This window comes from Brevibacterium picturae, assembly GCF_900105045.1.
In the GTDB taxonomy this organism is placed as follows: Bacteria; Actinomycetota; Actinomycetes; order Actinomycetales; family Brevibacteriaceae; genus Brevibacterium; species Brevibacterium picturae.
This window is the reverse complement of sequence record NZ_LT629739.1, coordinates 78,807-93,388: the sequence shown is the minus strand read 5'-3', so window position 1 is coordinate 93,388 and position 14,582 is coordinate 78,807. Positions and strand designations below refer to the sequence as shown.

Sequence of the window (14,582 nt, the reverse complement as noted above, 5' to 3'; positions counted from 1 at the left end):
ACACGCATCGGCGGGGACGAACCTGTCGGTGCCGAGTCGAAAGGCAGAAGGAGAAGTCTGTGAACGCCACTGCCGTCCTCGAGAGAACGGGCGTACCATTGACTACGATGACCGAATCAGTCAAAGAAGTCCCCGAGACGAAGGCCGAACGTTCGGCTCGTTTCGAGCGTGACGCTCTGGAGTATCTCAATCAGCTCTACGCAGCTGCGCTGCGAATGACCCGCAATCCCGCCGATGCCGAGGACCTCGTCCAAGAGGCCTATGCGAAGGCCTATGCGGCGTTCCATCAGTACAAGCCGGGAACCAACCTCAAGGCATGGCTGTACCGGATTCTGACGAACACCTTCATCAACAACTACCGGAAGAAGCAGCGGCAGCCGCTGGAGCACGGCAGCGAAGACATCGAGGACTGGCAGATTGCCCAGGCTGCGAGTCATTCGTCCTCCGGTGGTCGCTCGGCGGAGCTCGAAGCCCTCGACCATCTGCCTGACTCCGACGTCAAGGACGCGCTCTCGGAGCTCCCGGAGGATTTTCGCATGGTCGTCTACTATGCCGATGTCGAAGGTCTGCCGTACAAGGAGATCGCCGAGATCATGGATACGCCGATCGGCACCGTGATGTCGCGGTTGCACCGTGGGCGCCGTCAGCTGCGCGACATGCTCGCCGACTATGCAGCGGATCGCGGCTTCTCGAAACCTGCAGGAGGTGCGAAGTGAGCGACGAGTGCTGTGAGAATGTGCGCGCGGAATCACTGATGCGCATCTACCACTATCTTGACGGAGAACTGACGACCACGGAGATCCGAGAGATCTCCGTGCACCTTGAACACTGCCCGTCGTGCCATGACGAGTACGAGATCGAGGCGCTGCTCAAAGAGCTGGTACGCCGATCCTGCAGCCGGGAAGAGGCACCGATGGGGCTGCGCGAGAAGATTCGCCAGCGAATCGCCACCGAGCAGACGGTCTGGCCGGGAGCCGACGCGTAGCTGCCGTACCGAACGCATGAAAGACCGAGTACGTGAAAGTGGGCGGGAAGAGCAATGCTCCTCCCGCCCACTTTCATACGCTCGCGTGATTCGAAAGAATCAGCCGAGCGGACGCTTTCCGTGGTTCGCCTTATTGCGGCGGCGGTCGTGACGCTTACGGCTGCGTTTGCTCATGATTACACTCCTTCGCTAGATGTTCCATTCTTTCATGACCGTCGTGCCGGGGCAAAGCGCCGCCGGCCAGACAGGGTCAGGCCTCACCCATGGCATCCTGGACGCCCAGCCACGGGAACCACCCACGGTGCAGCACCAGCCAGGCGAGCAGACCGTAGCCTTCCTGCGCGGGAAGATGGTCTCTCGAGGAAGCGATCTCACGCTGCCACACGGGATGGCCGAGCAGAGGTGTGAACGTATCGACATAGGCGATGCCGCGTCGCTTTGCGACGTCTGAGAAGCTCGTATTGAGCTCAGCGATCGCACGATTGCGCTCGGAGTTGTATTCCGGGGGAGGGCCGATGACGAACGCCGACACCTTCCGGGCCAGCGCCTCATCGAGGACATTGGCCACATCGAGACGAGCGCGGGCAACGGAACGACCCGAGTCGAGGTCGCCCGAACCCAGAGCCAGCACCAGCCGATTGTCGCCGTCGTCGGTGAACCGCAGTGATGCCTCGGCGATGGTGCGAGCATGCAACCCAGACGAGTCTTCGTGCGGTACCGCCAGGGGAAAGACTCTGAGATCGGGCAGGCTGGGCAGCGTCCTGGCTGTGACGCGTCCGACCCACCCGAGGCCACGACCGTCGCCGAGACCGGCGACCAGAGGGCCACCGATCACAGCAACGGTCGTCGGGGTCACGGAGCTCACCGGCGGAAGATCCTGTCGATGACCTCCTGCTGCTGGACCTCGTGGACATGCTTGAGCCCGGTGGCGGTCGCCGCCGAGGCAGGACGGGAGATCACAGTGAGCTCACGATCACCCAGGAGCTGCGGCATATTCAGTGCCATGAACGGCCAAGCGCCCTGGTTCTCAGGCTCCTCCTGTGCCCAGACCAGCTGCGCGCTGTCCGGATACCGATCGAGCAGAGCCGCGATGGAGTCCTCATCGAGCGGGTAGAGCTGTTCGACGCGGACGAGTGCTGTCTTCGTGTCCTCACGCTTCTCACGCTGAGCCAGCAGCTCCCAGTAGAGCTTGCCGGAGACCAGCACGACGCGGTCGACCTGATCGGGATCGACGACGGCATCGTCGATGACAGGTTCGAACGTTCCCGTGGTGAAATCCTCGGGGGAGTTCGCTGCGGCCTTGAGCCGGAGCATCGACTTCGGCGTGATGACGATGAGCGGACGTTTGTTCGTCGTCATCGCGTGGCGACGCAGGAGGTGGAAGTACGAGGCGCCGTCCGATGGCAGAGCCACGGTCATGTTCGACTCGGCACACAGCTGCAGGTAGCGCTCGATGCGAGCAGAGGAGTGATCGGGGCCCTGTCCCTCGTAGCCGTGAGGCAGAAGCATGACGACTCCGGAATTCTGCTGCCACTTCTGCTCGGAGGACGAGATGAACTCGTCGATCACGGTCTGGGCGCCCTGAGCGAAGTCACCGAACTGGGCTTCCCAGGCGACCAGGGCGTCCTTGCGTTCGACCGAATAGCCGTATTCGAAGCCGACCGCAGCGTATTCGCTCAGCAGCGAATCGTAGACCCAGAACCTGGCCTGTTCGTCGCTGAGATTCTGCAACGGCGTCCACTCGTTGCCGTTGACTGCGTCGATGAGCACCGAGTGACGCTGCACGAAGGTGCCGCGACGGGAGTCCTGGCCGGCGAGTCGGACCGGAATTCCGTCCATGAGCAAGGATCCGAAGGCCAAAAGCTCCGCGAAGCCCCAGTCGATGCCGCCGGACAGCGACATCTCCTTGCGCTTCTCGAGCAGGGCACGCAGCTTCTTGTGGATCGTGAAGTTCTCCGGAACCGCGGCGAAGGTTTCTCCGATGTGCTGCAGTGTCTCGGTGCTGATCGCGGTCTCGGCATTGTTGAATGCCTCGATGTCGCTGGGTACATGCGGGGCGTTGAAGGCATCACCGTCGGAGGAGCCGGTCTCGGCCTCTTTGGTCTCGGCGAATGCCGATTCCAGCTTCGACTGGTAGTCCTTGAGCGCTTCGCTGGCCTCTTCGTCGGTGATGCATTTCCTGCCCACGAGCGATTCGGTGTAGAGCTTGCGCACCGACCCCTTCTTTTCGATGAGCGAGTACATCAGCGGCTGGGTCATCGACGGATCGTCGCCCTCGTTGTGACCGCGACGACGGTAGCAGACGAGGTCGATGACGACGTCGCGATTGAATTCCTGACGGTACTCGAACGCAAGACGTGCTGCCCTCACGACCGACTCGGGGTCATCACCGTTGACGTGGAAGATCGGTGCGTTGATCGACTTCGCGACGTCGGTGCAGTAGAAGGACGACCGGGCCGAGGCCGGGGGCGTGGTGAATCCGACCTGGTTGTTGATGATGATGTGGATCGTTCCACCGGTCCTGTAGCCACGCAGTTCCGAGAGGTTGAGGGTTTCGGTCACGACACCCTGACCGGCGAAGGCAGCGTCACCGTGGACGAGGACGGGGAGCACCGTGAAGCCGGCTTCTCCTTGGTCGATGAAGTCCTGCTTGGCGCGCACGATGCCTTCGAGGATCGGGTTGACCGTCTCGAGGTGGCTGGGGTTGGCGGCGACGTAGACATCGGTCGAATTGCCGGCCGGCGAGGTGAACGACCCCTCGGTGCCCAGGTGGTACTTGACGTCGCCGGAGCCCTGGACGCTGTCCGGGGACATCGTTCCGTCGAACTCGCGGAACATCTGCGCATAGGACTTGCCTGCGATGTTGGTGAGCACGTTGAGGCGTCCCCGGTGAGCCATGCCGATGGCGACCTGTTCCATGCCGGTGTCTGCCGACTGGTTGAGGACCTCGTCGAGGAGCACAATGGCTGACTCTCCGCCCTCGAGGCTGAAGCGCTTCTGCCCGATGTACTTCGTCTGCAGGAAGGTCTCGAATGCTTCAGCTGCGTTGAGACGACCGAGGATGTGTCCCTGCTCCGAGCGTGTCAGCTCCTGATGGGGGACCTCGATCTTGGCTTGGAACCAGCGGCGCTGCAGTGGATCGGCGATGTGCATGTACTCGAAGCCGATCGTGCGGCAGTAGCTTTCGCGTAGGAGTCCGAGGATGTTGCGGAAGGGCATCATCGGAGTGGCGCCGAAGCCCCCCGTTGGGAACTCGCGTTCGAGGTCCCACAGTGTCAGGCCGTGCTGGTTGATGTCGAGATCGGGGTGCGAACGCTGGCGGTACACGAGCGGGTCGGTGTTGGCCATGAGGTGACCGCGGGTGCGGTAGGCATCGATGAGTTCGATGACGCGTGCCGTCTTGTTGACATCGTCCTGATCCTCGGCAGAGACATCGGGAACCCAGCGCACAGGTTCGTAGGGCAGACGCAATGACTCGAAGACGTCGTCGTAGAAGCCATCTTCGCCGAGGAGGTAGCTGTGGACGAGTTTGAGGAACTCACCGGACCCTGCACCTTGAATCACACGGTGGTCGTAGGTCGACGTCAGCGTGAGCACCTTGGACACTGCCAGCTTATTGATGGTGTTCTGACTGGCACCCTGGAACTCTGCCGGGTAGTCGAGCGCCCCGACGCCGATGATGCATCCCTGGCCCTTGGTCAGACGCGGCACCGAGTGCACGGTTCCGATTCCGCCGGGGTTGGTCAATGACACCGTGGTGCCGGCGAAGTCGTCGGCTGTGAGCTTCCCCTGCCGTGCCTTGTCGACTATGCCGTCATAGGCATCGACGAACTGGCGGAAGGTCAGAGTCTCGGCCTTCTTGACGTTCGGCACCATGAGCGTGCGCGAACCGTCTTTCTTGGGCACGTCGATCGCGAGGCCGAAGTTGATGTGAGCGGGGGAGACCATGACTGGTTTGCCGTCGCGGGTGTCATAGGAGACGTTCTGCGAGGGGAAGTTCTGCAGTGCCCGAATGACGGCGAAGCCGATGAGGTGAGTGAAGGAGACCTTCCCGCCGCGGGTTCGCTTGAGGTGCGAGTTGATGACGATGCGATTGTCGATGAGGGCCTTGGCAGGCAGAGCGCGCACGGAGGTTGCCGTGGGAACCTCGATCGAATCGTCCATGTTCTTCGCGATCAGCTTCGCCGGGCCGCGCAGCGGCGTCACTGTCTCTTCGGGAGCCGGTTTGGGCTCGGTGTCCTTGACGACGACCGTGGGCACGGATTTGGTCTCGGCCTTCAGTGTCTCTGTCTGAGCGGAGGACGGGGACACTCCGCGAGGACTGTTGTCCGGTGCGGAGTCCGCTGCTGACTTGTCGGACTTGTCCGCGGATTTCGTCTGAGTCTTGGCGGCCGGTTTCGCGTTGGGCTTCGCGGCTGTCTTGGTGCCGGTCTTTTCGGTGGGGTCGGCGTCCGCAGGCTTCGCTGCTGGCCCGCCCCCGTTCTTTTCGTACTTGTCGAAGAACGGCCACCACGACTGGTCGACGGAGTTCTTATCGGACTTGTACTGTTCATACAATTCCTCGACCAACCACTCATTCGACCCGAAGTCGTCGACGGTGCGGTTCGGAGTATTGACGGACACGGCGTTGATCGCCTACTTCCTGATTCAAGAATTGCTGCTTAACGACATGACCAGCCTAACGCGATGTGCCCGCGTATGTCCGCATAGGGGACAATAGTGTTATGCGTTTCATCTCAAAGGACCCGAATAATGATCTGACGTACTCGGATGTCTTCCTGGTACCCAACTCGTCTTCGCTGACTTCCCGGTTCGACGTCGACTTGTCGACGACCGACCCAACCGGCTCCACAACGCCGATCGTGGCCGCGAATATGACCGCAGTCTCCGGCCGGCGAATGGCAGAGACCATGGCCCGCCGAGGCGGCCTTGCAGTATTGCCGCAGGACATTCCCCTGACTGCGGCGCAGGACACCATCAAGTGGGTGAAGAGCCGGGACCGAGTTTTCGATTCGGTCCTGCGGTTCTCTCCGGAGGACACGGTGCTGAGTGCACTGCACGTTCTGGCCAAGCGCGCCCACGGTTTCGGAGTCGTCGTCGACGAGACGGGCAAGCTCGACGGGGTGATCGATTCGGCGAACCTCAAGGACGTCGACCGATTCACCTCGGTGTCTGAGCTGCTCGAAGCGACACCGCATGTGATCAGGTCCACAGACGTCGACTGGTCAGACGGCGCGCAGTTGGAGTCGCTGTTCGAAACCATGAACGAATCCAGGACGCCGTTCGCCGCCGTGGTCGATGATGATGACAGAGTGCTGGGATCGCTGACTCCCAAGTCGCTGCTGCGGTCGTCGATCTACGCCCCCAACCTCGATGATCAGAACAGACTGAAGATCGCAGTCGCGGTCGGAGTCAACGGCAACGCCGTCGAACGGGCCTTTGCCCTGGTCGCCGCCGGTGCCGACGTGCTTGTCGTCGACACTGCGCACGGCCACCAGGCGAAGATGCTCGACACCTTGAGCTCGATCGCGGCCGCGGACCTGGGAGTGCCCATCGTCGCCGGCAACGTCGTCACTGCTGACGGCGTTCGGGACCTCGTGTCCGCCGGTGCTCAGATCATCAAGGTCGGTGTGGGCCCCGGTGCAATGTGCACCACGCGCATGATGACCGCAGTCGGGCGTCCGCAGTTCTCGGCGGTTCGCGAATGCGCCGAGGCGGCCCGGGAGATGGGGGCGCATGTGTGGGCGGACGGGGGAGTGCGCTATCCCCGCGATGTGGCGCTGGCTCTGGCAGCAGGGGCTTCGCAGGTCATGGTCGGTTCGTGGTTCGCCGGCACCCATGAGTCCCCGGGTGACCTTCTCGTCGACGGTGAAGGTCGGAAGTACAAAGAGAGCTTCGGCATGGCCTCGGCCCGAGCGGTGGCGAACAGGACCCGGACCGAGTCTGCATTCGCCCGCGCGCGCAAGGGGCTGTTCGAAGAGGGCATCTCTTCGTCAACGATGTACATTGACCCTGAATCCCCTGGTGTCGAGGACCTCCTCGACGGCATCACTTCGGGAGTGCGCAGTTCATTCACCTACGCGGGGGCCCGCAGTCTCCGGGAATTCGCGGAACTCGCTACGGTCGGAATCCAGAGCGCTGCCGGATATGACGAGGGACGACCTCTGTCCCGGAGTTGGTAAGATCGTCTCATGCACAGTGACAGTCCCAGCCGGCGGGAAGCCGGCGCCCCAGACGATGATCCTCACCCCTCGGGGGCTGATCGCATCACTCACAGTGATTTCCTGACCGTGAACGGCAGGGATAGTCACTGATGGAATGGCTGTACCTTGCACTAGCGCTCCTGCTCATCTGCGGCACCGGCGTCTTCGTCGCCGCGGAGTTCTCCCTTCTCACTCTCGACCGTCACACTGCCGACAAGGCGGTGGAGCAAGGCGTGTTCGGTGCCAAGACGCTGCGCCGTTCGATGACCCACCTGTCCACGCAGCTGTCCGCGGCCCAGGTGGGCATCACGATCACCACCCTGCTGACCGGTTACCTGATGGAGCCGTCCCTGGGCAAGCTCCTGGCTCCGGTCTTCGAATCGATGGGCGCCAGCCCGGGACTCGCGGCTCCGATTGCCCTGACGATCGCACTCATCGTCTCCACGTTCCTGTCGATGATCTTCGGCGAACTCGTGCCCAAGAACCTGGCGATCGCAGTGCCGCTGGCCACCGGTCGCATCGCCGCGCCGATGCAGTATCTCTTCTCCGTCGCGTTCAAGCCCGTGATCAGCGTGCTCAACGGCACCGCGAACAAGATCCTGCTGTCCTTCGGCATCGAACCGCAGGAGGAGGGCTCGGTCGGTCGGTCGCCCGAAGAGCTCACGTCTCTGGTTCGGCACTCCGCGGAGGAGGGAATGCTCGACGAGCAGACTGCCGATCTTCTGCAGCGGACTCTGAGCTTCTCTGAGCGCACAGCAGAGGACGTGATGACTCCTCGCACCCGCATGTCATCGGTGGTCAAGGACACGACCGCGCGAGCGATCATCGAACAGGCCCGCGAAACCGGATTCTCGCGATTCCCGGTCGCGGGGGAGGACAAGGACCACATCGTCGGCGTCGTCCACGTCAAACAGGCATTCGCGGTTCCACTGTCCAACCGAGACGATGCATATGCCGGGGGACTGATGACCGAGGTGACCGAGATTCCCGAAACGCTTTTGCTCGATCCGCTCCTCATGGAGCTTCGGGCCAAGGGCCTGCAGATGGCCGTCGTCGTCGACGAATTCGGCGGCACAGCCGGTGTCGTGACACTCGAAGACGTCGTCGAAGAGCTCGTCGGCGAGGTCGCCGACGAACACGATCGGATGCGTGTGGCCGCGCGGCCCGCGCGTGATGGAACGTGGATCGTGCCCGGACAGCTTCGTCCCGACGAAGTCACGTCGACCATCGGGCTCGAAATACCCGAAGATTCCGACTACGAGACTCTGGCCGGTTTCGTCCTCAAAGAGTTGGGCCGAATACCCGAACCCGGTGACCAGATCCGCACCGATGACGCACTGATCCGCGTCGAGCGGATGCACGGCCGCCGCATCGAGCGACTGCGTATTCTCCTTCGTGCGACCGACACGGTCGGCTATGAACAGGGTGGTGAATTCTGATGAGTGCTGACTGGATGGGCCTCATCTGGCTCGTGGTCCTGCTGCTGGGCAACTCCTTCTTCGTCGCCGCTGAATTCGCCGTGGTCGCAGCCAAACGTTCGCAGCTCGAGCCGCGGGCGCAGGAGGGCTCGAGCGCAGCGAAGACCGCTCTCTACGCGATGGAGCACGTGTCGGTGATGCTGGCGATCTGTCAGCTGGGCATCACCGTCTGCTCCCTGCTGCTGGGTAACGTCGCAGAACCGGCAATTCACCATCTCCTGTCCGGTCCCCTTGAGGGACTGGGCATTCCGGCGGGCCTGTCCTCGACGATCTCCTTCATCCTGGCTCTCGGCGTCGTCACCTACCTGCACGTGGTGATCGGTGAGATGGTACCGAAGAACATGGCTCTGGCCGCTTCGGCTCGCGCCGTGATGCTGCTGGCGCCGCCGCTCGTCTTCCTGTCGCGAGTGTTCGGCTTCGTGATCCGACCGCTGAATGGTCTCGCCAACTCGATCCTGCACCTGTTCAAGATCGAGGCTCGCGACGAGGTCAACGAGGCGTTCACGATTGAGCAGGTTGAGTCGATCGTCGCCGAGTCAAAACGCGAAGGTCTGCTCACCGACGACACCGGGCTGCTCAAGGGGGCATTGGAATTCAGTGACAAGACCGCCGCCGACATCATGGTGCCCATGTCCGAGCTGATCACCATCTCCTCGACGGTGACCCCGGACGAGCTCGTGTCGCTGGTCGGCAAGACTGGTTTCTCCCGCTATTTCGTCATCGACGAGGATGGGTACCCGCAGGACTATCTCCATATCAAGGACGTCCTCTACGCCGACAGCGACCTGGAATACGGCGCGCCGATTCCCGGAAAACGGTTCCGTCCCCTGTTCACTGTGACATCGGGCGATGAAGTGGAGGAGGCCCTGTCCCAGATGCAGAAGGCCGGCATCCACGTGGCCAGGGTCGTGTCTGCGGAGGGGAATGTGCTGGGTTTGCTCTTCCTCGAAGACGTCCTGGAAGAGCTCGTCGGCGAAGTCCAGGACGCCATGCAGCGGGGCCGATACCAATATTGAGCATGGCATCGCACACAGATGACGGTGGATGTGTGACACGCGTCATCCAATCGCTCGCCGTTGTGTAACGATATGTTACAAATCGCCCCTCCCGGAGGCCGCGGATACGCCCTCCGCGGCCGTCCGGCGAGGGGGAAAACAGCTGAAACCCGAGGTCACACGCCAAGTGTGAACGGAAAGTGACAATCTGTAACGAGCTCGTTATAGTGTTGTGACATAAGGTTTTCGTTCGCCCGGATACATGGCGGCCGAAATACGGACAACAGTACGGAGTAATATGTCGAGTGAGTCCTCGACCGCAGAGGCGCCATTGGTTCGCCGACGCGATCTGCGCAAGCAGCACACCTCTTCAAGCGTTCCAACTGTCTTCTCCAAGCAGAGTGCGACATCGGTGTCACGGCACTCGGATCCGACCCCCTCAGCGACACTTTCGCCGCGCCGCGCCGCGATGGCGGCAGAGGCCAGAGCCGCCGCCGGCTCGCCACGACGGGCCGCGATGGCCAAGGAAGCCGAAGCGCGACCTGCTCACGATGGTTCCGCTTTCGTCGCCGCTCACATGGGCAGCCGCGGATCAGACGGATCTCTTCTGCGCTCCGTTCGTCGACGTCGTGTCACGACCTTTTCCGCATTGGCCACCGTGTCCGTGACAGGAACCGCCATCGCCGCCGTCATGGTCGCCGGCAACATGAGCGGCAATCAGGAAGTCAAGGTCGACGAGACCGCTGCCGACACCCAGACCCGCGCCATCAGCTCGGAATCCGTCTCGGCCGACATCCAGGCAGACGACGAGAAGACGAGCATGGCCATCGGTGCTCCGAGCGCCAAGCAGACCAAGGTGAAGGCCGCTTCGCGTGCCATCACCAAGACTGTTCTGCCCGGCTGCGAGGGCGAAGCGCCCAAGGGCGATGCATCGAACGGCGAGGTCCCCGAGGATTGGCTGTGCGACATCGGCGTCGGCAACCACAAACTGCGCTCAGACGCCGCCGTGTCCTTCGCCAAGATGAATGCCGCGTTCAAGAAGGACACCGGGAAAGAACTGGCAGTCACCGACTCATACCGCTCGCTGGAAGCCCAGATCTCCGTCGCAGAACGCAAGCCCGGATTCGCCGCTCGCCCCGGCACCTCCAACCACGGATGGGGAATTGCGCTGGATCTCGGCGCGGGAACTCAGAACGGAACCGGCGTCCAGTATGACTGGCTCGTCGCGAACGGTGAGAAGTACGGCTGGGAGAACCCGGACTGGGCCAAGCGCAACGCCTACGAACTCTGGCACTGGGAATACGTTCCAGGGCGTAAGGATCTCAAGGGCGCCTGATACGTGAGACCGCGTGCGATCGAGACTCGATCGCACGCGGTTTCGTTTTGGGAAGCACCACACGACGGTGATAGCATTACATCCGTTGCCCGCGTAGCTCAGTGGATAGAGCGTCTGCCTCCGGAGCAGAAGGTCGTAGGTTCGAATCCTGTCGCGGGCACCACGCACCGCCCTCCTCAATCTCTGAGGCGGGCGGTTTCTGCTACCACCGGCTAAGGTGGTCCGTAACGAATCTCAACCAGCTGACGAAGGCCGTGATGTCGATTTCTCCGGATGTGTCGAACGGCGACGTCGTGCTCAGAGCACATTCGGTGCGCAAGAGCTTCGGTCGAGGCGACACCGCCGTGACGGCACTCGATGACATCAGCGTGGACTTCGAAGCCGGCAGGTTCAGCGCGATCATGGGGCCCTCGGGTTCGGGGAAGTCCACTTTCATGCATGTCCTCGCAGGCCTCGACAGAGTGGATTCCGGCACCATCTCCATCGGTGGACAGGACATCACCGACCTCAATGACAAAGAACTCACCCAGCTGCGCCGCGACCGGGTCGGATTCATCTTCCAAGCGTTCAATCTGGTTCCCACGCTCAGTGCCGAACAGAACATCGAACTGCCCGTGTCCCTGGCGCGCAAGAGGATCGATTCGGCGTGGAAGGCGGAAGTCGTCGAACGCCTCGAACTGGGGGACCGGCTGAAACACCGCCCGCACGAACTCTCCGGCGGACAGCAGCAGCGTGTTGCCGTCGCTCGCGCACTCCTGACCCGCCCGGACGTGATCTTCGCTGATGAGCCCACCGGCAACCTCGACTCACAGGCGGGAGCGGAAGTGCTGGCTCTGCTGCATGGTGCAACCGCCCGCTACGGGCAGACGATCATCTTGGTCACCCACGACCCCGTGGCCGCCTCACACGCGGATCGGGTCGTGCTCCTCAAAGACGGCCGCGCCGGGGGAGAAGTGCAGCAGCCGACGAGGGAGTCGGTGGTCTCCGCGCTGGGCGAACTGAGCGATCTGTGATTGCAGTCGCTCTGGCGGAGATTCGAATCCACTGGGCGCGTTTCCTCGCGGTGGCTCTCGGCATTGCTTTGGCGGCCGGCTTCGTCGCCTCGACCCTCATCATCAGCTCATCTTTGCAGGCCAGTCTCAAGGAGACCGTCGGGCAGACATTCTCCGCGTCCGACCTCGTCATCGTTCCTGCCCAAGACGTCTTCGTCAATGGTCAGGAGGTCTCTCCTCTGGCGGATCCGCTGAGACAGGTCGACGGGGTGAACTCGGCGGCCGTCAACGCGCGCACGATGACAACCGGACGAGGTCAATCCTTCTCGGAGAGCACGTTCGCTCTGAGCCCCGCTCCTGCGGACTCGGAGCTGGACACGTTCTCCATCATCGACGGCACCCGCCCCGATTCGCTCACGGATCTGGTTCTGGACGAGGCAACTGCCGAAGAACTGGGCGTGGGCATCGGCGACGAGATCCGGTTCTCCGTCGATTCGGTGTCCGTCGAACCCGACGACGATGCCATGCCCGTCTATCGAGGGCCGAGCCAGAGCAACACGATGTTCACCGTCGTTGGTCTGGCCTCTATGGGCGGCAGCCCGTCGACAGCCGGGATGCACCGTGCGATGACCACCTCGGCGGGCTATCAGGAGTACTTCGCCCAGCAGGGAGATGTCATCGCTATCCAGATCGCGCTGGATGACGATGCCGATCCGGCTGCAGTCCGTACGCGCCTGCAATCGACGATCGATGATTCCGCCTTGCGTGGAAGTCTGGAGGCGATGACGGTCGGTGGGGCCACCGACGCCAAAGCCGATCGCCTTTCCGGCGGAAATGAGGTCATCACCTCGCTGCTTCTGGTCTTCGCCGGCATCTCCGTCATCGTGGCGATCCTGGTCGTCTCGAACATCTTCTCCGTCATCGTGGCTGGGCGTAGGCGCGAGCTGGCCCTGTTGCGCTGCCTGGGCGCCTCACGATTTCAGCTCTACGGGTCTGTAGTCGCAGAGGGGTCCGTCGTCGGATTGCTGGGCTCGATCGTCGGGGTGGCTGCGGGTGCAGGCCTCAGCTTCTGCCTCGCCGCTGGGGCCAAACGCATCTGGTCCGAGGACTTCGATTACCTGAGCCTCAACGTGCCACCCTCAGCGTTGTTGATCGGGATCGCCGTCGGCGTGCTTCTGACGATCCTCGCCACCATCCGACCGGCTCGCAGCGCGATCGCGGTGACGCCTCTGGAAGCACTTGAGCCCCTCGACGAATCCCTGGCTCCATCGCGCCACAGCAGGCTGCGCCCCATCGTCGGATGGTCGAGCATCGGACTCGGAGTGGTGCTCCTCGTCGCCTCACTCAGTCTGATCGAGCACTCGGATGCTTGGATCCTGGGCGGAGCGCTCGGGGGCGTGCTCCTCGTCTTCGGCCTCGTCCTGTGCTCGGTGCTGATCATTCCGCCGATCGTGGCGGCAATCGGCGATCTGACGCTCAGCCCCTTCGGCCTCCCGGGGCGACTGGCCACACTGAACACCCTGCGCAATCGCCGACGAACAGCGGCGACGGCAACCGCACTTATCATCGGTGTCACCCTGGTGGCTACGATTCTGGTCGGCGGAATGTCGACGAAGGCAATGTTGGCCTTCGGCCTCGACCAGCGCTACCCCGTCGACATCGCTGTCCCGCTCGAAACCACGGTCGACCGGGACGAAGCCGATGGCGTGCGTGAGATCGCGGGCGTGGAGGCCGTCGCCGTCGCTCACCGGGCACAGGTTCTCGGCGATCACGGGGATTCGCCGCCCGATCTTTATGTCATAGACCCCGATTCCGCGCAGACCGTTCTGAGCGAGGGCGCCGAGGCACCGGTTGCAGGAAAAGTGCTCGTACCCAGCGATTTCGCTTCTGAGAGCATTCGCATCAAGGGCCTGACCGAGGCGACGGTGCCGGTCGAGAAGGCGGGCGATTCGAGTCTGGTGTACTTCACCACACCGGACGTCGGCAATGACCTGGGCGTGTCCCCAACCTCGACTTCGGTCCTGGTCAAGGTCGATCCGAATGCCACGGTCTCCGACATCTTCCGGATCCAACAGGACGTCGCGGAGGAACTCGACGTCACCAGCGACGAGGTCGTCGGTTCGGCAGTGGCCCGGGGACAGTACTCCGAACTCATCGACGTCCTCCTCATCTCTGCGGTGGCGCTGCTGTTCGTCGCGGTCCTCATCGCCCTGCTCGGGGTCTCAAACACGGTGAGTCTGTCGGTGATCGAGCGTCGGCGCGAGAATTCTCTGCTCCGAGCTCTGGGTCTGAGCATCTCCCAGCTGAGAATGCTCCTCGCTCTCGAGGCCGCTCTCATCTCCTCGGTGTCGGCACTGATCGGGCTTGTCCTCGGCGGGGCACTCGGCATCGTCGGCACTGCGCTGCTGACGAACGACTACTCCGATCAGCTCATCGTCGACTGGTCTCTTCCCGCGACTCTGGGCATCCTGGTCGTGGCGACCCTTGCGGGACTGCTCTCTGCTCTGGCACCGGCGAGACGCGCTGCGCGGCTGTCACCGGTCGAGGGCCTCAAGCAGGAGAACTGACCCCGCCGGTGCTGGCGCAGTGGGCG

General features: G+C 62.8%; 11 protein-coding genes and 1 tRNA gene. 9 read left to right on the top strand and 3 right to left on the bottom strand.

Translation table 11 applies throughout. The features are described 5' to 3' along the window. The first annotated feature begins 59 nt into the window (after window positions 1–59). Together BLT92_RS00430 and rsrA are read left to right on the top strand one after the other, a co-directional pair. The gene (locus BLT92_RS00430; protein WP_407922869.1) at window positions 60–716 is read left to right on the top strand and encodes a sigma-70 family RNA polymerase sigma factor; all 657 of its coding nucleotides are present in this window, start codon (window positions 60–62) and stop codon (window positions 714–716) included. Next, window positions 713–985, top strand: coding sequence for a mycothiol system anti-sigma-R factor (rsrA, locus tag BLT92_RS00425; RefSeq protein ID WP_092101759.1), 273 nt, complete (start codon window positions 713–715; stop codon window positions 983–985). Before BLT92_RS00430 ends, rsrA begins: the two co-directional genes overlap by 4 nt. A 99-nt stretch (window positions 986–1,084) precedes the next feature. On the opposite strand, the gene BLT92_RS21180 is transcribed toward rsrA, so the two are convergent. From BLT92_RS21180 to BLT92_RS00415, 3 genes are all read right to left on the bottom strand, one after another. Next, on the bottom strand, window positions 1,085–1,159 hold the full coding sequence (locus BLT92_RS21180) for a 50S ribosomal protein bL37 (RefSeq protein ID WP_371860662.1): 75 nt from the start codon (window positions 1,157–1,159) through the stop codon (window positions 1,085–1,087). A 76-nt stretch (window positions 1,160–1,235) separates the two neighbouring features. Beyond that, on the bottom strand, window positions 1,236–1,850 hold the full coding sequence (locus BLT92_RS00420; protein WP_092101756.1) for a GDSL-type esterase/lipase family protein: 615 nt from the start codon (window positions 1,848–1,850) through the stop codon (window positions 1,236–1,238). Continuing rightward, the gene (locus tag BLT92_RS00415) at window positions 1,847–5,608 is read right to left on the bottom strand and encodes a multifunctional oxoglutarate decarboxylase/oxoglutarate dehydrogenase thiamine pyrophosphate-binding subunit/dihydrolipoyllysine-residue succinyltransferase subunit (RefSeq protein ID WP_092101753.1); all 3,762 of its coding nucleotides are present in this window, start codon (window positions 5,606–5,608) and stop codon (window positions 1,847–1,849) included. Before BLT92_RS00415 ends, BLT92_RS00420 begins: the two co-directional genes overlap by 4 nt. A gap of 101 nt (window positions 5,609–5,709) precedes the next feature. On the opposite strand from BLT92_RS00415, the gene guaB1 reads away from it, so the two are divergent. The 7 genes from guaB1 to BLT92_RS00380 all read left to right on the top strand — a co-directional run bounded on the left by guaB1 (window position 5,710) and on the right by BLT92_RS00380 (window position 14,556). Continuing rightward, on the top strand, window positions 5,710–7,167 hold the full coding sequence (guaB1, locus tag BLT92_RS00410) for a GMP reductase (protein WP_092101749.1): 1,458 nt from the start codon (window positions 5,710–5,712) through the stop codon (window positions 7,165–7,167). A 131-nt stretch (window positions 7,168–7,298) separates the two neighbouring features. After that, a complete protein-coding gene (locus tag BLT92_RS00405) occupies window positions 7,299–8,627 on the top strand; it encodes a hemolysin family protein (RefSeq protein WP_092101746.1) in 1,329 nt (442 codons plus the stop codon). Next, window positions 8,627–9,682, top strand: coding sequence for a hemolysin family protein (locus BLT92_RS00400; protein ID WP_092101743.1), 1,056 nt, complete (start codon window positions 8,627–8,629; stop codon window positions 9,680–9,682). The genes BLT92_RS00405 and BLT92_RS00400 overlap by 1 nt, the downstream gene beginning before the upstream one ends. A 277-nt stretch (window positions 9,683–9,959) precedes the next feature. Further along, complete coding sequence (locus BLT92_RS00395) at window positions 9,960–10,997, top strand: M15 family metallopeptidase (protein ID WP_092101740.1); 1,038 nt, start codon at window positions 9,960–9,962, stop codon at window positions 10,995–10,997. An 87-nt stretch (window positions 10,998–11,084) separates the two neighbouring features. Continuing rightward, window positions 11,085–11,160 (top strand) — tRNA-Arg (locus tag BLT92_RS00390). 94 nt (window positions 11,161–11,254) lie between these two features. Beyond that, on the top strand, window positions 11,255–12,010 hold the full coding sequence (locus BLT92_RS00385) for an ABC transporter ATP-binding protein (RefSeq protein ID WP_092101737.1): 756 nt from the start codon (window positions 11,255–11,257) through the stop codon (window positions 12,008–12,010). Then, window positions 12,007–14,556 carry an FtsX-like permease family protein gene (locus tag BLT92_RS00380; protein ID WP_092101734.1) on the top strand — a complete coding sequence of 850 codons (2,550 nt, stop codon included), beginning with the start codon at window positions 12,007–12,009 and terminating at the stop codon, window positions 14,554–14,556. Before BLT92_RS00385 ends, BLT92_RS00380 begins: the two co-directional genes overlap by 4 nt. The last annotated feature ends 26 nt before the right edge of the window (window positions 14,557–14,582 follow it).